The sequence below is a fragment of the Streptomyces sp. NPDC021093 genome, from assembly GCF_044333135.1.
In the GTDB taxonomy this organism is placed as follows: domain Bacteria; phylum Actinomycetota; class Actinomycetes; order Streptomycetales; family Streptomycetaceae; genus Streptomyces.
In genome coordinates this window covers 248,575-267,415 of the sequence record NZ_JBIRQJ010000012.1, presented here as the reverse complement: position 1 = coordinate 267,415, position 18,841 = coordinate 248,575, and the positions used below count along the sequence as shown (strand labels likewise).

Annotated in this window: 14 protein-coding genes; 5 read left to right on the top strand and 9 right to left on the bottom strand. The window is 72.4% G+C overall.

The window, feature by feature from the left end; all coding sequences use genetic code 11:
• Window positions 1–15: 15 nt before the first annotated feature.
• From ACH4SP_RS33850 to ACH4SP_RS33830, 5 genes are all read left to right on the top strand, one after another.
• A complete protein-coding gene (locus ACH4SP_RS33850) occupies window positions 16–1,092 on the top strand; it encodes an ABC transporter permease (protein WP_398420711.1) in 1,077 nt (358 codons plus the stop codon).
• Complete coding sequence (locus ACH4SP_RS33845) at window positions 1,089–2,072, top strand: ABC transporter permease (RefSeq protein ID WP_398420709.1); 984 nt, start codon at window positions 1,089–1,091, stop codon at window positions 2,070–2,072. Before ACH4SP_RS33850 ends, ACH4SP_RS33845 begins: the two co-directional genes overlap by 4 nt.
• Complete coding sequence (locus ACH4SP_RS33840) at window positions 2,069–3,118, top strand: ABC transporter ATP-binding protein (RefSeq protein WP_398420708.1); 1,050 nt, start codon at window positions 2,069–2,071, stop codon at window positions 3,116–3,118. Before ACH4SP_RS33845 ends, ACH4SP_RS33840 begins: the two co-directional genes overlap by 4 nt.
• A 246-nt stretch (window positions 3,119–3,364) precedes the next feature.
• Window positions 3,365–4,375, top strand: coding sequence for an oligopeptide/dipeptide ABC transporter ATP-binding protein (locus ACH4SP_RS33835; RefSeq protein ID WP_398420706.1), 1,011 nt, complete (start codon window positions 3,365–3,367; stop codon window positions 4,373–4,375).
• A gap of 131 nt (window positions 4,376–4,506) precedes the next feature.
• Window positions 4,507–6,456: a flavin monoamine oxidase family protein gene (locus ACH4SP_RS33830; protein ID WP_398420705.1), complete on the top strand. Its 1,950-nt coding sequence runs from the start codon at window positions 4,507–4,509 to the stop codon at window positions 6,454–6,456.
• 89 nt (window positions 6,457–6,545) lie between these two features.
• Here ACH4SP_RS33830 and ACH4SP_RS33825 read toward each other — a convergent pair whose 3' ends face one another.
• The 9 genes from ACH4SP_RS33825 to rimP all read right to left on the bottom strand — a co-directional run bounded on the left by ACH4SP_RS33825 (window position 6,546) and on the right by rimP (window position 18,811).
• A complete protein-coding gene (locus tag ACH4SP_RS33825) occupies window positions 6,546–7,505 on the bottom strand; it encodes a bifunctional riboflavin kinase/FAD synthetase (RefSeq protein WP_398420704.1) in 960 nt (319 codons plus the stop codon).
• 85 nt (window positions 7,506–7,590) lie between these two features.
• Window positions 7,591–11,412, bottom strand: coding sequence for a trypsin-like peptidase domain-containing protein (locus ACH4SP_RS33820; RefSeq protein WP_398420702.1), 3,822 nt, complete (start codon window positions 11,410–11,412; stop codon window positions 7,591–7,593).
• Window positions 11,413–11,659: 247 nt separating this feature from the next.
• Window positions 11,660–12,565: a tRNA pseudouridine(55) synthase TruB gene (truB, locus tag ACH4SP_RS33815; protein WP_398420700.1), complete on the bottom strand. Its 906-nt coding sequence runs from the start codon at window positions 12,563–12,565 to the stop codon at window positions 11,660–11,662.
• Window positions 12,562–13,011, bottom strand: a complete 450-nt coding sequence (rbfA, locus tag ACH4SP_RS33810; protein WP_398420698.1) for a 30S ribosome-binding factor RbfA — start codon at window positions 13,009–13,011, stop codon at window positions 12,562–12,564. The genes truB and rbfA overlap by 4 nt, the downstream gene beginning before the upstream one ends.
• Before the next feature lie 26 nt (window positions 13,012–13,037).
• Window positions 13,038–13,331 carry a DUF503 domain-containing protein gene (locus ACH4SP_RS33805; protein ID WP_398420696.1) on the bottom strand — a complete coding sequence of 98 codons (294 nt, stop codon included), beginning with the start codon at window positions 13,329–13,331 and terminating at the stop codon, window positions 13,038–13,040.
• A gap of 157 nt (window positions 13,332–13,488) precedes the next feature.
• Window positions 13,489–16,644: a translation initiation factor IF-2 gene (infB, locus tag ACH4SP_RS33800; protein ID WP_398420695.1), complete on the bottom strand. Its 3,156-nt coding sequence runs from the start codon at window positions 16,642–16,644 to the stop codon at window positions 13,489–13,491.
• Between the two features lie 155 nt (window positions 16,645–16,799).
• Window positions 16,800–17,090, bottom strand: coding sequence for a YlxR family protein (locus ACH4SP_RS33795; RefSeq protein WP_398420693.1), 291 nt, complete (start codon window positions 17,088–17,090; stop codon window positions 16,800–16,802).
• Window positions 17,091–17,231: 141 nt separating this feature from the next.
• Window positions 17,232–18,284 (bottom strand): transcription termination factor NusA, encoded by a 1,053-nt coding sequence (gene nusA / locus ACH4SP_RS33790; RefSeq protein WP_398420691.1) that lies wholly within the window; start codon window positions 18,282–18,284, stop codon window positions 17,232–17,234.
• Between the two features lie 2 nt (window positions 18,285–18,286).
• Window positions 18,287–18,811, bottom strand: a complete 525-nt coding sequence (gene rimP, locus ACH4SP_RS33785) for a ribosome maturation factor RimP (RefSeq protein ID WP_398420690.1) — start codon at window positions 18,809–18,811, stop codon at window positions 18,287–18,289.
• Between the last annotated feature and the right edge of the window lie 30 nt (window positions 18,812–18,841).

Below are 18,841 nucleotides of genomic sequence, written 5' to 3'. Positions count from 1 at the left end.
GGACCCCACCCCGCCATGAGCACCGCAAGCACCCCCGCCGTGGTGCGGAAACCCGACGGCGGCCCGGTGAAGTCCGGGCCGCCGCGCCGCGCCTTCGCGCGCGCCGTCGGGCCGAAGACCGCCTATCTGCTGTACGTCGCGGGGAAGCTGGGCGGCGCCGCCGTCTCGCTGTTCGCCGTGCTCGTCACCAGCTTCTTCCTGTTCCGGATCATCCCCGGGGACCCCGTGCGGGCGATGACGCACGGCCGGCAGGTCACCGATGAGCAACTGGCCGTACTGCGCAGGCAGTTCGGGCTCGACCAGCCGATGTGGCAGCAGTTCACCGACTACTGCGGCAAGGCGCTCTCCGGCGACCTCGGCATCTCGTACCAGTTCCACGCCCCCGTCGGGGAGTTGATCGCGGAGAAGTTCCCGGCGACGCTGCTGCTGACGGGCGTCGCCGTCCTCGTCTACTCGGCGCTCGGGCTGCTGCTCGGTACGCGCTCCGCCTGGCGGCACGGCGGGCTCGGCGACCGGCTGAACACCGGGATCGCGCTGGCCCTCTGGTCCATCCCCGGATTCTGGCTCGGGCTGCTCCTGATCATCGTGTTCTCGGTGGGCATCGGGCCGATCCCCGGCATGTTCCCGACCGGCGGCATGGAGTCCGGCAACGAGACGGGGTTCGCGCACGTCCTGGACGTCGCCCACCACATGGTGCTGCCCGTCCTCACCCTGGTCGCGGTCGGATACGCGCAGACCCTCCTGGTCATGCGCTCCTCGCTGCTCGACGAGATGGGCAGCGACTACCTGACCACCGCGCGGGCGAAGGGCCTGCGGGACTCCCTCGTACGCCGCAGGCACGCCGTGCCGAACGCACTGCTGCCCACCATCACCATGATCTTCATCAACCTGGGCCATGTGGCGGCCGGTTCGATCCTCGTCGAGACGGTCTTCTCCTGGCCGGGCCTGGGCGGGCTCTTCTACCAGGCGCTGAGCGTGCCCGATCTGCCGCTGGTCCAGGGCCTGTTCGTGGTCTTCGCGGGCGCGATGATCCTGATGAACCTCCTCGCCGACCTGCTGTATCCACTGCTCGACCCCAGGGTGGGCCGATGACTGCCGAATCCACCGAGTCCGCCGAGCCCACCGAGCCCGCCGAATCCGATGAATCCGTTGAATCCGATGAGTCCAGGCCCGTACGCGCCGACACCGCGAAATCCCTCGCGTGGACCCGCCGCCGCAAGTCCGCCGCCCGGTTCTGGAAGCAGTACCGGGCGCAGCGGGCCGGGCTGATCGGCCTTGCCGGGCTGATCCTGATCGCCGTGATCGCCCTGGCCGCCCCGCTCCTCGTCGGCAGCGACGTACAGAACGTGACGAACGCCCCCGGTCAGGCCCTCGAATCGCCCAGCGCTCAATTCCCGCTGGGGACCGACCAGTTCGGGCGTTCCCTGTTCGGGCTGCTGCTGTACGGGGCGCGGGTCTCGCTGGCCGTCGGGCTGATGGCGGCGGCCCTGTCGGTCGCGATCGGCACGCTGGTCGGCATCCTGGCGGGGCACTTCGGCGGCTGGTTCGCCACGGTCGCGATGCGGGTCACCGACTGGTTCCTGGTGATGCCCTCCCTGGTGCTGGCGATCGTCCTGGCCACCGTGCTGTCGCACAGCATCTGGACGGTGGTCCTCGCCATCGGCGTCACCTCCTGGCCGACGACCGCCCGTCTCGTACGCGCGCAGACCCTGGCCGTCGAGTCGCGCCCCTACATCGAGCGCGCGCGGGCGCTCGGCGGCGGCCACGCCCACGTCATGACCCGGCACGTGCTGCCCAACGTCATGCCGCTCGTCCTCGCCCAGACCACCCTCGGCATCTCCAGCGCCATCCTCACCGAGGCGACCCTCGCCTTCCTCGGCCTAGGGGACCCGGACGTCGTCTCGTGGGGCGGCATGCTGCAGGACGCGCGCCAGGCGGGCGCGGTGTCGTCGGGACACTGGTGGTACCTGGCGCCGCCGGGACTCGCCATCGCACTCGTCGCGCTGGCCTTCACCCTGTGCGGGCGCGCCGTCGAGACCGTACTCAACCCGAAGCTGGGGGTGCCCCGTTGAGGACGCCGCAGACACCGAAGACGCTGAGGACGCCGGACAGTCCGAGCGCGGCACCGGTGCTGGAACTGAAGAACCTGCACGTCACGTACGGCAAGGACGTCCATGCGGTACGAGGCGTGGACCTCACCCTCGCGGCCGGGCAGAAGCTCGGCGTCGCGGGCGAGTCCGGCTGCGGCAAGTCGACCCTCGCACTGGCGCTGCTGCGGCTGCTGCCCGCGAGCGCGAAGCTGACCGGCGAGATCCTCCTCGACGGGGAGGACGTCCTCACCATGAAGTGGGGGCGGCTGCGGGCGGTCCGGTGGGCGGGGGCCTCGATCGTCTTCCAGGGCGCGATGCACTCGCTCAACGCGGTGCACCGCATCGGCGACCAGATCGCCGAACCGGTCCTGATCCACCGGCAGGCGACCCCGGCGGCGGCCCGCAGGCGCGCCGCCGAGCTCCTCGAACAGGTCGGGCTGCCCGCCGCCCGCGCGAAGGCCTACCCGCACGAGCTCTCCGGCGGCCAGCGCCAGCGCGTCATGATCGCCATGTCGCTGGCCTGCGACCCGCACCTGATCGTCGCCGACGAGCCGACGACGGCCCTGGACGTCATGATCCAGGCCCAGATCCTGCGGCTGATCGAGCGGTTGGTCGCCGAGCAGAACATCTCCCTGCTGATGATCAGCCACGACCTGGCGGTCCTCGCGGACACCTGCGACCGGCTGGCGGTGATGTACGCGGGGCGGGTGGTGGAGGAGGGACCGGCGGCGGACGTCTACTCCCGGGCCCAGCACCCCTACGGGCGCGCCCTGTCCGCGGCCTTCCCGCGCGTCGGCGACCTCGCGTCGCGGGGCGCCCCGCGGGGGCTGCCGGGTGACCCGCCGGATCCTGCCGACCTGCCGTCGGGGTGCACGTTTCACCCACGGTGCGTGGTGTCGCTGGAGTCCTGCTCCACGGACGACCAGGTACTGCGCAACGCGGGGCCGTTGCACCGGGCGGCGTGTGTGCATGTGGGGACGACGGTCCCGGTCCAGCATTCCCCGGACCCTGCGGGGAGCGGCCCCTGAGCGGGCGTGGGTCGCACCGGCCCGCACCGGTGCCGGTGGGTGGGCCGCTTCGCGGATTCCGCCCCTCCCCGCCCCTTCCCGAAACCGCTCGCCGCGGGGCTGGGTGGGGGCTGACGTCCGGGGCTTCGCCCCGTGCCCGGCTCCGCCCCGTGCCCTCAAACTCCCCCAAGGTCCTAAGGACCAGGGGGTACCCCCCGACAGGCTGAAGATGCCGACACCGCCCGCTTCTCCCCGAGGGAGTCAAAGATGACCACCGCCCCCACCGCCACCTCCACCACCCCCCTCCTCTCCGCCCACGACCTCCACCTCACCTTCCCCGGCCGCCGCGGCGAACCCCCCGCCCGTGCCGTCGACGGCGTCGACCTCGCTCTCGCGCCCGGCGAGATCCTCGCCCTGGTCGGCGAGTCCGGCTGCGGCAAGACGACCCTCGCCCGGACCCTGCTCGGTCTGGCCCGCCCCACCTCCGGCGAGGTGGCGTTCGGCGGGGCCGCCCTCGACTACCGCTCGCGCGCCCTCAAGTCGTACCGCAAGCGCGTCCAGCTCGTCCTCCAGGACCCCAGCGGCTCCCTCAACCCCCGGCACACCGTGTACGACGCCGTCGCCGAGGGCCTCCGTATCCACGGTTACGACGGGGACGAACGCGCGGCCGTCGGCGAGGCCCTGTCCCGGGCCGGTCTCCGGCCGCCCGAGCGGTTCTTCCTGCGCTACCCGCACGAGCTCTCGGGCGGCCAGCGCCAGCGCGTCGTCATCGCGGGCGCCCTCGTCCTCGGCCCCGAACTCATCGTCGCCGACGAGCCGGTGGCCTCCCTCGACGCCTCCGTGCGCGGCGAGATCCTCGCGCTGCTCCTCCAACTCCGCGACGAGCTGGGCCTGTCCGCGCTCGTCGTCACCCACGACCTCGGCCTCGCCTGGAACATCGCGGACCGGGTGGCCGTCATGTACCTGGGCCGGATCGTGGAGAGCGGACCCGTCGAGGACGTCCTGACCGCACCCCAACACCCGTACACCCAGGCCCTGTTGTCGGTCCTTCCGGAGGCGGACGGATCACCGGTCGTGCTCACCGGTGAGCCCCCGGACCCCTCCCGCATCCCGTCGGGCTGCCGCTTCCACGCCCGCTGCCAGATCCTCGCCTCGGGCGAGGCGGCTGCGGCGGGGGTCGCGGACCAGTGCCGTACGGAAGCGCTGCCGGTGCTTCCCGCGCACCGGGACGCCCCCCAGGTCGCCTGCCACTGGGCGGCGGCGACCCGGCGGGCGTAGCGGCGGGGCACAAGAAGGAGCGGGCCCGGGTGCCCAGGTACCCCGCTCCCGGTGGGCGGAACGAGTGAATCGCTCCACTCGTGCGAGTGTTTCCTGCTCTCTCCGGCCCGCCGGGCCGGAACGTAGGCCAAATGACATGGAAAGGGTACGAAAACCAGCAGAATGCACAGCCGTCCAGGCGTACGGTCATCGCCGCGACCGGTGTCGGTGCCGCCGGCCTCGCCCTCCCCGGCACCGCGGCCGCCACCGCCGCGTCCCCGCCGCTCTCCCCCGCGCAGGCCCCCGCGCACGCGCCCGCCCAGGCCCCCGTGCCCCGCGACGTCTGCCTCGCCGTGGCCCGCGCCGTCCTCGTCCTCGACCGGGACAACCAGCCGCTGGTCCCCGGCTACTCGCGGATCCTCCTCGGCGACGGCCTGCCGCGCAGCCGACGGGCCCCCAAGAAGGTCCTGGTCGTCGGGGCAGGACCGGCGGGGATGACCGCCGCGCACCTCCTCCTCCAGGCCGGTCACCGGGTCACCGTCATCGAGGCCAACGGCAACCGGGTCGGCGGCCGGGTCAAGACCTTCCGCACCGGCGGCCAGGAGAACGCCGCGCAGCCGTTCGCCGACCCCGGGCAGTACGCCGAGGCCGGCGCGATGCGCATCCCCGACAGCCACCCGCTGGCCACCGGCCTGTTCGACGCCCTCGGGCTCAAGCGCCGCCGCTTCCACCTGTCGGACGTGGACGTCTCGGGCATGCCCGCCCTGCGCACCTGGATCCTGGTCAACGGCGTCCGGGCCCGCCGGGCCGACTACCAGCGCGACCCCCGTGCGGTGAATCGTTCCTTCGGCGTCCCCGCACGGTACGAGAACGTCACCGCCGCCGACATCGTGCGCACCGCGCTCGCGCCCGCCCGCGCGCTGATCGACGGGAAGAGCGGCGACGCGCTGGTGGAGGGCTGGGCGACGGTCCTCGAAAGGTACGGCCACTGGTCGATGTACCGGTACCTGACGGAGCAGGCGAAGCTCGACGACGCGACGATCGACCTGGTCGGCACGGTCCAGAACATGACGTCCCGGCTGCACCTCGCCTTCCTGCACAGCTTCCTCTCCGCGGCCCTGATCAGCCCGGACACGGCCTTCTACGAACTGCCGGGCGGCACCGCGACGTTCACCGACGCGCTCTACGACCGGGTGAAGGACTCCGTACGGCTCGACCGGCGCGCGGTGCGCGTCGAGCACGACGGGCGCGGGGTCGACGTGCACACCGTCTCCGAGGGCCGCGACGGGCAGGACGTGGTGCAGGAGACCTTCCACGGCGACGAGGTGATCCTCACCGTGCCGTTCAGCGGGCTGCGCCACGTCGCCTTCACGCCCGCCCTCTCGTACCGGAAGCGGCGCGCGATCACCGAGGTGCACTACGACTCGGCGACCAAGGTGCTGCTGGAATTCTCCCGCCGCTGGTGGGAGTTCGACGAGGCGGACTGGCAGCGGGAGCTGAACGCGGTCGGGCCCGGCCTGTACGACGCCTACCGGCGCGGCAGGGCCCCGGCCGACGGCACGCTGCTCGGCGCCCACCCCTCCGTACCGGAGGAGCACATCTCGCGGAGCCAGCGGGTGCACTACGCGGCGCACCGGGCCACCCGGCGGGACCAGCCCGAAGCGGTCCCGGTGATCGGCGGCGGATCGATCACCGACAACCCCAACCGGTTCATGTTCGAGCCGTCGTACCCGGTGCCCGGCAGTGCGGGCGGAGTGCTGCTCGCCTCGTACAGCTGGGCCGACGACGCCCTGAAGTGGGACTCCCTCGACGACGAGGAGCGCTACCCGCGCGCGCTGGGCGGGGTGCAGGACGTGTACGGGCAGCGGATCGAGGTGTTCTACACAGGGGTCGGCAGGACCCAGTCGTGGATGCGCGACCCGTATGCGTACGGGGAGGCGTCGGTGCTGCTGCCCGGCCAGCACACGGAACTCTTCCCGGACATCCCGGCCCCCGAGGGGCGGCTGCACTTCGCGGGCTGCCACACCTCGGTCAAGCCGGCCTGGATCGAGGGGGCGCTGGAGTCGGCGGTGCGGACGGCACTGGAGGTGCACACCGGCTGAGCGCATGCGGAAGGCCCGAGCACATACGGAAAGGTGAGCGCTGACGGAAAGGGGGGCCTCCGGTCAGGAGGCCCCCCTTTCCGCGACTGCTACTTCGCGGCGGCGTCCGCGTCCGCGATCAGCGCCCGCGACTGCTTCACGTCGTCCGCGATCGCTTCGAGCAGCGCGTCGATCGACTCGAACTTGGCCATGCCGCGCACGTACGCCAGGAATTCCACGGCCACGTGCAGCCCGTACAGATCGAGACCCACCCGGTCGATGGCGTACGCCTCGACGGTCCGCTTCTTGCCCTCGAACTGCGGGTTCGTGCCCACCGAGATCGCCGCCGGCATCCGCTCGCCGTCGGCGGTCAGCCAGCCCGCGTACACGCCGTCGGCCGGTACGGCCGTGTGCGGCAGGGTCTCCACGTTGGCGGTCGGGTAGCCCAGCTCGCGGCCGCGCTGCTCGCCCCGTACGACCACGCCTTCGACCCGGTGCGGACGGCCCAGGATCTCGGCGGCGCCCGCGACGTCGCCCTCGGCGACGAGGCGCCGGGTGAGCGTGGACGAGAACGGCTCGCCGCCGCCCGCCGCTCCGCTCACGTACAGGTCGATGACCTCGACGCCGTAGTCGTAGGTCGGCCCCAGCTCGGCGAGGAACGCCACGTTCCCGGCGGCGCGGTGCCCGAAGCGGAAGTTCGGGCCCTCCACCACGAGCTGCGCGTGCAACTTGTCGACCAGCACCTTCACCACGAATTCGGCGGGCGAGAGCTTCGAGAACTCGGCGGTGAACGGCAGGATCAGCAGGGCGTCGACCCCCAGCTCCGCCATCAGCTCGGCGCGCCGGTGGTGCGGGGCCAGCAGCGGCGGGTGGCTGCCGGGACGCACGACCTCGCTCGGGTGCGGGTCGAAGGTGACCACGACGGACTGCACGCCCAGCTCGCGGGCGCGCTCCACCGCCCGCCCGATGATCAGCTGGTGCCCGCGGTGCACGCCGTCGTAGGAGCCGATGGTGACGACGCTGCGTCCCCAGTCCTGGGGGATGTCCTCCAAGCCACGCCAGCGCTGCACTGTGACCGCTCCTTGTACGTCTCTTGTACGTGATGTTGGCTGCCAGGAGGTCCGGACGGACCCCGAAGCCTGCTCTTACGCAGGTCTAAGACTGCCATGCCCACGCCCGGCACCCCGCATCGGTGCCCCCGTCCCCGCCCTCGTGCCCCTGGTGGGGCGGCGACGCCTCGGCCAGCGTCTGCACCGTCCGCCGGGAGCTGGGACCGACCAGGGCCGCCCACTGCTGCGGCGCCGCGGCCAGCCACCCGGCGACCAGCCGGGCGAATCCGGGCACCTCGCGGGCCAGCGCCACGAGCCGCCGGTCGAACCGCGTGGCGCCGTCCGGCGTGCGGACGAGCAGCGTCCCGGCCCGCCGCACCAGCTCCCGGGTCCACTCCTCGTCCCGGACCCGCGCCCCGCGCGCGGCGGCCACGAGCACGGCGTCCAGCACGGCGGGTTCCCGCCCCTCCCGCCCCGGGCACTCGCGCACGTACTCCTCGAACTCCTCGTACTCCAGGAGCACGTCGAGGAGCTCGGCCCGCAGTGCCCGGGAAACGGTGCTCCCCGGCGCGGCCAGCACCGGCGCCAGCACACTCCTCACCTGCCAAGGACTCCCCCGCAGCGCCCCGCTCACCAGCGGAAACAGCACGGCCCTGGCGCCGGGACCGCTCTCCAGGCGCGCGTCGACGTACGCGGCCACGTGCCCGGCACCGTCCGGGCACCGGGCCAGGTACTCGGCGACGAGGGCGGCGGCGCGGCGGGCGAGAGCGGGCGTGTTCACCCCCGCCAGGGCGGCCAGCACTTCGCCCGCCCGGGAGTCGGCGGCGTGCAGACCGGTCCTGAGGGCGGCGAGCACGGGCTCCGGATGCGTGCTCAGCGCGGCGACGAGCGCGTCCGCGGGCACCCGCGGCTCGCCGACGACGAACGCGGCCACGGCACGCGGCAGGAACCGCGACCGCGAAGCCGGATCCCGTACGAGAAGTGCCAGCGCCGCCCCGTGCAGGCTCAGGTCCTCGCCCCGCGCCAGCAGCGCGAGTGCGGCGAACCGCAGCAGCTCCCGGTCCGCGGCCCCGGCCGCGTGCGGAGCCACCACGCCCCCGTAGGAGGCGGCGGCCACCCGCCGCTCGGCCCGCCCGTCGTGCGCCCACCGGTCGACGGCCCGGCACAGCGCGGCGCTCTCGTCGACGGCGAGGACGTGCAGCAGCTCGTCGGCCCGCTCGTGCCCCGCCTCCACCAGCGTCTCCACGAGGTCGTCGACGGCGAGCCCCCGGTGCGTGTGCAGCACGACCTGCGCGACCTCGGCGACGGTGAGCCCGGCCCCGCCCGGCAGCACCCGCCCGTCCCCGAACCACCCGCACAGGAGGACCTGCACCCGCCGCACGTCGACGACGAGCAGACGCACCAGGGCGTCGAGATAGCGGGGAGCGGGAGGGAGAGCCTCGGGGGGCGCCTGGTCCTGGTGCTCCGGCCGAGGGGACGCCTGCTGGTCCGGCTGAGGGGATGCCTGGTGATCCGGCCGAGGGGATGCCTGGTGATCCGGCCGAGGGGATGCCTGGTGATCCGGCTGAGAGGACGCCTGGTGGTCCGGCACCCCGTCCGCGAGCACCAGCACCCGCAGCAGGTCGACCCGTTCGGCCTGGTCGACCGCGATCCGCTCCCAGAACCAGGGCCCGAACCGGCCGAGGCCCCCGAGCCCCCGCGGGCCGCCCGCGCGCAGCGAGCGCGCGGTGACCGCTTCGGCGAGCTCCTTCAGCACGGCGCTGTACGGCCCGACGTCGGGCACCCGCAGCAGGGTCTCCGCGAGCAGCTGGGCACCCCACCACTGGGCGTCGGCGCTCTCCTCGCCCTCCATGACCTCCAGCGAGGCGATCAACTCCCGCAGGCACACGGCCAGTTCGGCGGTCCCGACATTCCGCTCCAGCAGGAGCATGGCCTCCACCACGGGACCGATCCGATGACGCGGCACCGGCAGCACCCGCGCGTCCCCCTCGCCTCCCGGATCCCCGTCCCGGACCCCGCCCGTCCTCCGCCCCTGCGCAGGCACTCGCACCGCCCCCGGCCACACTCCCCCCACCACGGGTGGTGTCCGGGGCGACGTCGCCCCGGACACCACCCCCAGCACCTCCGCCGTCCCCCGGTGCACCAGCCCCTGCACCGCCTCCCCCAGATCCAGGTGCGCCCCCTGCACCCAGTCCGCCACCTCCTCGTGCGCGAAGCGGTATCCGCCCCCCGCCGGCACCAGCACCCCCTCCGTCAGCACCGCCGACGCCCACCCCGTGCGCCACGGGAAGATCTCCTCGAAGGCCGCCCGGCCCAACTCGCCCTGCCCGGGGCCCAGACACCGCCGCGCCGCCTCGTGCAACCGGCCGGACACCTCAGCCGCAAGTCGCCGCACCGCACTGCCGCGCAGCGCCGGACGCCGGGCGGCGGCCACGCGTACCGCCACCCGCAAGCACGCCAGACCCAGGTACGCCTCGAAGACCTCCTCCCGCGTCGGGCACCCGGGCGCCGTGCCGCCCGGCAGCGCCGCCCTTACCTCCGCCAGCAGTCGCAGGGTCAGCGGATGCCGGGCGTCCGGTTCCCCGAGCGCCCCGGCCTCGATCCCGTACCGTTCCCGCGCGCGGCCCGCCTCCGCCTCCGCCAGGTCCCCCACGAGGACCGCCGGAGGCAGCCGGTCCGCCATCACCTGGTGCAATGCCTCCGGCGGATACAGCGCCCCGGCCTGCTCCCAGTGCTCCGGCCTGCACGCGATCACCAGCCGCGCCCCGCACTCCCGCAGCCAGAGCGCCGTCCCCGCCGTCCACTCCGCGAGCCGGTGCGCGAGTACCGGCGGCATCTCCTCGGGCCCGTCCAGGAGTACGAGCAGGGGCCGCCCGGCGTCCCGCGCCAGCCGTGCCACCCGCTCCGGCGTGGCCACGCCCATGTCCCCCGGCGCCCCGGACGCGGCGACGATCCGCCCCGCCTGCGCCAGCGCCCGCCCCACCGCGGCCGCGACCGACGCGTCCTTGTCCCGCAGATCGGCCCCGCGCAGCCATACGGTCGGCGCGGGCCCGGCCCCGCGGGCCCGCCGCGCGGCGAGTGCGGCGAGCTCGGTGGTACGTCCGGTCCCGGGCGCACCCACCAGCCCGAGCACCGCCGCACCGCCCGCCTCGAAGTCCGCGAACTCCCTTACCAGCCACTCCCGTTCGACCGGCTCCTGCCACAGGCCAGGACCGCCCACGGACCCCACCGACGTGGCCGTCAGCTGCAGGGCGCCCGCCAGATTCAGGTCCTGCCCGTACGCGGGCACGCTCGCCGCGTTCCGCCGCAGCAGCTCCCCCAGCGGACCGTCCGCCCCGCCCGTCAGCGGGCCGTCCGCCCTGGTCGTCAGCGGAACGGCATAACCGGCCGCCCGGTGCGCCGAGGTCAGCGACGTCCCGAGGACCGCCAGCACCGCCCCGGTCTCCGCGTCGAGCACCGGCCCCCCGGCCGCCGCCCCGCCCAGCCGCAGCGCGTCGCTCCCCGCCGTCCCCATCGCCAACTCCATCGCGGAGTCCAGGAGATGGAAGCGGTCGGTCGCCGTGTACGTCACGGGCGCCGCCCCCAGCACCCGCGCCTCCCGCCACCCCCCGGCCGCCAGCCGTACGTACGTCCCGACCGCGATCTCCGTCCGCCCGGTCACCGGGAGCGGGCGCACATCGAGCCCCTCGGTGCGTACGAGTGCGAGGCCGTGCTCCGGCAGCGGGGTGATGGCGTCGGCCTCGGCGAGACAGGTACGGTCGCCCGGGGCGTGCAGGACGAGGCGGCTCAGCCCGTCGACGGTCTCGTGGCTGGTGACGACGGTGCCCAGGTCGTCCGCGACGAAGCCGGTGCCGCGCGGCCGCCCGGCCAGGTCGCAGATCCGCACCAGCACGACCGGCGGAACCGGCCGGGTCCCGTCGTCCGCCATCAAGGAACACCCCCTGCCCACGACCGTAGGCAGAGGATGATCAGTTGCAGAAGAACGCCCGGCGAAAGCGCCCCCCGTCACTCCCCGTATTCACTCCGAGCGCCCGCCCGCAGGGGTGAATCGCCCGCCCGAAACGGACAGACCCCTGTCAGGGGGAACCGAGGGGGAGCGGGAGGAAACCGTGGAGCGGGCAGTACATCGACCGCCCGCTCCACGATTTCACCACGCCATCCCCGAAAGGAACCTCTCAGCCGAAGACGGCCAGACTCTTCGCCTTGCCCCGCTGCTCCTCGACCAGGGCGAGGAAGCGCCCGTCGGGGCCGTAGACGGCCACCGGGTTGCGCTCGTACGCCGGCATGTCGATGCGCACGCCGTTCATGATCAGTCCGGCCCGCTTCTCGTCGACGTCCCAGCGCGGGAACGCCGCTGCCGCCGCGTCCGCGATCGGCATGACGGTCAGCTCCTCCTGGTGCTGGTCCAGGGTGCGTGCCCCGTCCAGACCGTACGGACCGACCCGGGTGCGCCGCAGCGCGGTGAGGTGGCCGCCGACGCCGAGACCGGCGCCGAGGTCGCGCGCGAGGGCGCGGATGTACGTGCCGGACGAGCAGACCACCGAGACGACCAGGTCCACGACGGGCGTGCCGTCCTCCGCGACCGCCGGGCGCACGTCGTACACCTGGAAGGAGGAGACGGTCACCGGACGCGCCGGGATCTCGAAGTCCTCGCCCTCGCGGGCCCGCTTGTACGAGCGCTTGCCGTCGATCTTGATGGCGCTGACCTTGGACGGCACCTGCATGATGTCGCCGGACAGCTCCGCGACGCCCGCGTCGATGCCCTCGCGGGTGACGGCGGACGCGTCGGTGGACGAGATGATGTCGCCCTCGGCGTCGTCCGTGAGGGTGTCCTGGCCGAGCCGGATGGTGCCCAGGTACTCCTTCTCGGTCAGCGCGAGGTGGCCGAGCAGCTTGGTCGCCTTCTCGACGCCGAGCACCAGCACCCCCGTCGCCATCGGGTCGAGCGTGCCGGCGTGGCCGACGCGGCGGGTCTTGGCGATCCCGCGCATCTTCGCGACGACGTCGTGCGAAGTGAAGCCGGACGGCTTGTCGACGATGACAAGGCCGTCCGGCGTCTTGCTCACTACTGCGTTGCTCATGCGGTGGCGTCGTCCTCGTCGTCGTCACCGGGCTTCTTGTACGGGTCCGCGTCGCCGGCGAACGTCGCGCCGGACGAGGTCTCGCGCACCTTGGCGTCGGTGGCCCGCGCCTTGTCGAGGAGCTCCTCGATCGTCTTGGCGTTCTCCGGGAGAGCGTCCGCGACGAAGGTGAGGGTGGGCGTGAACTTGGTGCCCGCCGCCTGCCCGACCGCCGAGCGCAGGACGCCCTTGGCGCTCTGCAGCCCCGCCGCAGCGCTGGCCCGGTCCTCGTCGTCGCCGTACACCGTGTAGAAGACCGTGGCCTCCCGCAGGTCACCGGTGACGCGGGTGTCCGTGATCGTCACGTGCGTCCCCAGACGCGGGTCCTTGACCCCGCGCAGGAGCTTCTCGGCGACGACCTGCTGAATGAGGTCCGCCAGCTTCTTCGCCCGAGCGTTGTCGGCCACTGGTCCTTCTCCTTGTGTGTTCTTGCTCAGTCTTCGTCACTGTGCAGCCGCCGTCGTACCGACAGCAACTCCACTTCGGGCCGGGCGGCCACCATGCGCTCGCACCGGTCCAGTACGTCTGTGAGGTGCCCCGTGTCACCCGCCACCACCGCGAGTCCGATCTCGGCCCTGCGGTGGAGGTCCTGGTCCCCCACCTCCGCCACGCTGACCGCGAACTTGCGGTGCAGCTCGGCGACGATCGGCCGGACGACGGAGCGTTTCTCCTTCAGCGACCGTACGTCGCCGAGCAGGAGGTCGAAGGACAGAGTCCCCACATACATGTGTGTCCGGATGTCCCGCCGGTTCGGGTTCGTGTACCGCTGCCACTGCTTGGCAGGGACACAAGAACCGTACACGCAACGGCCGGGGCCGCTCGACGGAAATAATCTCCGCCGAGCGGCCCCGACTGACACTGCACGGTGCTAGCGCACGTCGGCCTTAGCCGCGCGGCTTCTCCCGCATCTCGTACGTCGCGATGACGTCGTCGATCTTGATGTCGTTGAAGTTGCCGAGGTTGATACCGCCCTCGAACCCTTCGCGGATCTCGGTGACGTCGTCCTTGAAGCGGCGCAGACCCTGGATGTTGAGGTCCTCGGCGATGACCTTGCCGTCGCGGACGAGGCGCGCCTTGGTGTTGCGCTTGACCTCGCCCGAGCGGATGAGGACACCGGCGATGTTGCCGAGCTTGGACGAGCGGAAGATCTCGCGGATCTCCGCGGTACCGAGCTCGACCTCCTCGTACTCCGGCTTGAGCATGCCCTTGAGCGCTGCTTCGATCTCCTCGATGGCCTGGTAGATCACCGAGTAGTAGCGGACGTCGACGCCCTCGCGCTCGGCCATCTGCTGAGCACGGCCGGCCGCACGGACGTTGAATCCGATGACGATGGCGTCGGAACCCGTCGCCAGGTCGATGTCGGACTCGGTGACCGCACCCACACCACGGTGCAGGACGCGGATGTCGACCTCGTCGGAGACGTCGAGCTGGAGCAGCGAGGACTCGAGAGCCTCCACCGAACCGGACGCGTCACCCTTGATGATGATGTTGAGGTCCTGCACCAGACCGGCCTTGAGGGCCTCGTCCAGGTTCTCCAGGGAGAACCGGACGCCACGGCGGGCGAACGCCGCGTTCCGCTCACGAGCGGCACGCTTCTCGGCGATCTGACGGGCCGTGCGGTCCTCCTCGACGACGAGGAAGTTGTCGCCGGCGCCGGGGACGTTGGTGAGACCCAGCACCAGGACGGGGGTCGAGGGACCCGCTTCCTGCACGTTGTTGCCGTTGTCGTCGAGCATGGCGCGCACGCGGCCGTAGGCGTCGCCCGCGACCATCGTGTCGCCGACGCGGAGGGTACCGCGCTGGACGAGGACGGTGGCGACAGCACCACGGCCCTTGTCAAGGTGGGCCTCGATCGCGATGCCCTGTGCGTCCATCTCGGCGTTCGCCCGGAGGTCGAGCGAAGCGTCCGCGGTCAGGATGACCGCTTCCAGCAGGGCCTCGATGTTGAGGCTCTGACGGGCCGAGATGTCGACGAACATCGTGTCGCCGCCGTACTCCTCCGCCACCAGACCGAACTCGGTGAGCTGACCGCGCACCTTGGTCGGGTCGGCGCCCTCGACGTCGATCTTGTTGACCGCGACGACGATCGGGACACCGGCGGCCTTGGCGTGGTTGAGCGCCTCGATCGTCTGCGGCATCACACCGTCGTTGGCCGCGACCACGAGGATCGCGATGTCGGTGGACTTCGCACCACGGGCACGCATGGCGGTGAACGCCTCGTGACCGGGGGTGTCGATGAAGGTGATGGCGCGCTCTTCACCGTTGACCTCGGTGGCGACCTGGTACGCACCGATGTGCTGCGTGATGCCACCGGCCTCGCCCGCAACGACGTTCGTCTTGCGGATCGCGTCCAGGAGGCGGGTCTTACCGTGGTCGACGTGACCCATGACGGTCACGACCGGCGGACGGGAGACGAGCATGTCCTCGCCGCCCTCGTCCTCGCCGAACTCGATGTCGAAGGACTCGAGAAGCTCGCGGTCCTCCTCCTCCGGGCTGACGATTTCGAGGATGAAGTTCATCTCGTCGGCGAGCAGCTTCAGCGTCTCGTCGGAGACGGACTGCGTGGCAGTGACCATCTCGCCGAGGTTCATCATCACGCCGACGAGCGACGCCGGGTTGGCGTTGATCTTCTCGGCGAAGTCGGTGAGCGAGGCACCGCGCGACAGGCGGACGGTCTGTCCGTTGCCGCGAGGCAGCATCACGCCGCCCACGGACGGGGCCTGCATGGCCTCGTACTCCTGGCGCCTCTGACGCTTCGACTTGCGACCGCGACGCGCGGGACCGCCGGGGCGGCCGAAGGCGCCCTGCGTGCCACCACGTGCGTTGGGACCACCGGGACGGCCGGCGAAGCCGGGACGTCCACCGCCGCCGCCACCGGGACGACCGGCGAAGCCGCCGCCACCGCCACCGGGACCGGCCGGACGGCCTGCGAAGCCGCCGCCGCCACCACCGGGACGACCGGCGAAGCCGCCGCCGCCACCGGGACGACCGCCGCCGCCACCCGGACGACCTGCGCCGCCACCGGGACCACGGCCACCGCCGCCGGGGCCGCCACCAGGACGGGGACCGGCAGCCGGACGCTGCGGCATCATGCCCGGGTTCGGGCGGTTACCGCTGGGGGCACCGCCCGGACGCGGGGCGCCGCCCTGCGGACGGGGCATGCCACCGGGGCTCGGACGGCCTGCGCCGCCCTGGCCGCCCTGCGGACGCGGAGCGCCGCCGGGACCGCCCTGCGGACGCGGGGCGCCACCGGGCGCACCGGCACCGCCGGGACGGGGGGCGTTGCCGCCGGGACGGGGCGCCTGCGGGCGCGCCATGCCGGTGGAACCGCCGGAGGTGAAGGGGTTGTTGCCGGGGCGGGGACCCGAGGGACGGGCACCGCCGGGACGCGGGGCGCCCTGGCCGGCGGGGCGTGCGGGGCGGTCGCCGCCACGCTCGCCGCGGTTGTCGCGCTGGCCGCCCTCACGGGGGGCGCTGTCGCGCTGGGCCGGGGCCGGACGGGCCGGACGCGGACCGGGGGTGGCACCGGCGGGACGTGCGGCCTGCGGCGCTGCCGGAGCAGCGTTCTGGGCCGGCGCGTTCTGGGCCGGGGCGGGTGCGGAGAACTCGGCCTGCGGCACCGGGGTGACCGGGGCCGGCTTGGCCGCTGCGGGCTTGGGGCCCGGACGCGGACCGGCGGCAGCCGGGGTCGCGGCGGGGGCCGTGGGCTCGCTCTTGGGGGCCTCGGCGGCGGCCGGCTTGGGGGCCGGTGCACCGGGCTTGGGGGCACCGGGGCGCGGGGCCGCCGGAGCCGGGGTCGCCGCGGACGGGGCCGCGGGCTTGGCCGGCGTCGCCTTGCGGGGCGCGCCGGGCTTCGCTGCGGACTTGCCGGCGTTGCCGCCGGGACCCTGCAGTGCGTCAGTCAACTTGCGTACAACCGGCGCCTCGATCGTCGAGGACGCCGAACGGACGAATTCACCAAGTTCTTGGAGCTTGGCCATGACGACCTTGCTCTCAACACCGAACTCCTTGGCGAGTTCGTATACCCGGACCTTAGCCACTTCGCTCCTTTTAGGTCCGGGTTGAACGCCGGACCGTCGCTACTTCATGGGCGTACTCATCGCGTACTCATCGAGTGCTCATCGCAATCTCGACCTACTTCCAACTCGCGAGGTACCTGACCGCACGGGGACCCGTGCCGTTCGTTTGTTACGTCTTACGGTGTCGCCTGCTCGACGCACTGCGCCACGTATTTCTCCAGTGGCGCGGTATCGAGCGGTCCCTGGCCCCGAAAGGCCCGGGGAAACGCCCGGCGGCGGACCGCCAGGTCGTAACAGGCAGAGGCGGGGTGTACGTAAGCACCCCGGCCGGGCAGCGTACCGCGAGGATCGGGGACGCATGCACCCTCGATCATCACGATGCGCAGCAGATCGCTCTTGGCCGCTCGCTCCCGGCAACCCACACAGGTTCGCTCAGGGCATGCGCCGGTATGCGTTTGGCCAGACACGACTAAGTCTACCTCCCCGCACCGACCTCACCCCTTTGGGGCAAGAATCGAAAGCCTGCTCGCTCAAGATCGGTCCAAAAAACGATGTGGCCCGGGTCTCACCCGGGCTCACCTCGCGACGTACTCGCCTCGTGCGACGCGTCAGCCGCGGTCGTCCCGGCGGTCACGTCCGTCACCGCTGTCACGCCGGTACTCGCCCGGCTCCTCACCCTCACCGAGCTCCTCGGTGTCGGGGCGGATGTCGATGCGCCAGCCGGTGAGGCGGGCGGCCAGGCGGGCGTTCTGGCCCTCCTTGCCGATGGCGAGCGACAGCTGGTAGTCCGGCACGGTCACCCGGGCGGAGCGGGTCGACATGTCGACCACCTCGACCTTGGAGACACGGGCCGGGGACAGCGCGTTGGCGACCATCTCGGCCGGGTCGTCGGACCAGTCGACGATGTCGATCTTCTCGCCGTGCAGCTCCGCCATGACATTGCGCACACGGCTGCCCATCGGGCCGATGCAGGCGCCCTTGGGGTTGATGCCGGAGCGCGTCGAGCGGACCGCGATCTTGGTGCGGTGACCGGCCTCGCGGGCGATGGCCTCGATGACCACCGAACCGTCGGCGATCTCCGGGACCTCCAGCGCGAAGAGCTTCTTCACCAGGTTGGGGTGCGTGCGCGACAGGGTCACGGACGGGCCGCGGACGCCCTTGGCGACGCGGACGACGAAGGTGCGCAGCCGCAGGCCGTGCGTGTACTCCTCGCCGGGGACCTGCTCCTGCACCGGCAGGATGGCCTCCAGCTTGCCGATGTCCACCAGCACGTTCTTGGCGTCCATGCCCTGCTGGACGACGCCCGCGATGACCTCGCCCTCCAGACCCGCGAACTCGCCGAAGGTCTGGTCGTCCTCGGCGTCGCGCAGACGCTGGAGGATGACCTGCTTGGCGGTGCTGGCGGCGATCCGGCCGAAGTCGTCCGGGGTGTCGTCGAACTCCTTGGGCTCCTGGCCCTCTTCGAGGTCCGCCGGGTCCTCCTTCGCCCACACCGTCACATGGCCGTTCTCACGGTCCAGCTTGACGCGGGCGCGGCGGAAACTGCCGTCCGTGCGGTGGTAGGCGATGAGGAGGGCCTGCTCGATCGCCTCGGCCAGCTGGTCGAAGGAGATCTCCTTCTCCTTCGCCAAGCCCTTCAGAAGCTTCACGTCGATGTCCACGGCTACGCCTCCTCTTCCTTCTCGTCGTTCACGATCTTCTTGTTGTCGTCGTCCTTGCGGTTGAACTCGACCTCGACGCGGGCCTTCGCGATGTCGGCGAATTCCACGCGGCGGGCGGTCGGCTTGCGCCCCTTCACGCCCGGCACTTCCAGGTCGAGTCCGGCCTCGTCGACGGCGAGGATGCGGGCGATCAGCTCGGCGCCGTCGGTCAGCGTGAGCTTCGCGAGGCGGCCGGTGGCCCGTACGTAGTGGCGGTGCTCGGTGAGCGGGCGGTCGGCGCCCGGAGAGCCGACTTCGAGGACGTACTCCTCGTCGCCCATCGCGTCGCTCTCGTCGAGCTTGTCGGAGATCGCGCGGCTGACCTCGGCGCACGCGTCGAGCTCGACGCCCTCCTCCGAGTCCACGACGATCCGCAGCATGCGTCGCCTGCCCGCCTTGGACACCTCGATCTCTTCGAGGTCCAGGCCCTTGGCGGCGACCAGCGGTTCCAGCAGTTCGCGCAGCCTGTCGCTCTGGGTGGTGCTCATCCGGGTGACTCCTCGGCCGCGTGTGCTGTT

Bases quoted from the DNA above. Each gene is read 5' to 3' on its own strand.
- truB (WP_398420700.1), bottom strand. From the start codon at position 12,565: ATGAGCAACGCAGTAGTGAGCAAGACGCCGGACGGCCTTGTCATCGTC.
- ACH4SP_RS33805 (WP_398420696.1), bottom strand. From the start codon at position 13,331: ATGTATGTGGGGACTCTGTCCTTCGACCTCCTGCTCGGCGACGTACGG.
- ACH4SP_RS33835 (WP_398420706.1), top strand. From the start codon at position 3,365: ATGACCACCGCCCCCACCGCCACCTCCACCACCCCCCTCCTCTCCGCC.
- ACH4SP_RS33845 (WP_398420709.1), top strand. From the start codon at position 1,089: ATGACTGCCGAATCCACCGAGTCCGCCGAGCCCACCGAGCCCGCCGAA.
- ACH4SP_RS33820 (WP_398420702.1), bottom strand. From the start codon at position 11,412: ATGGCGGACGACGGGACCCGGCCGGTTCCGCCGGTCGTGCTGGTGCGG.
- rimP (WP_398420690.1), bottom strand. From the start codon at position 18,811: ATGAGCACCACCCAGAGCGACAGGCTGCGCGAACTGCTGGAACCGCTG.
- ACH4SP_RS33850 (WP_398420711.1), top strand. From the start codon at position 16: ATGAGCACCGCAAGCACCCCCGCCGTGGTGCGGAAACCCGACGGCGGC.
- ACH4SP_RS33830 (WP_398420705.1), top strand. From the start codon at position 4,507: ATGACATGGAAAGGGTACGAAAACCAGCAGAATGCACAGCCGTCCAGG.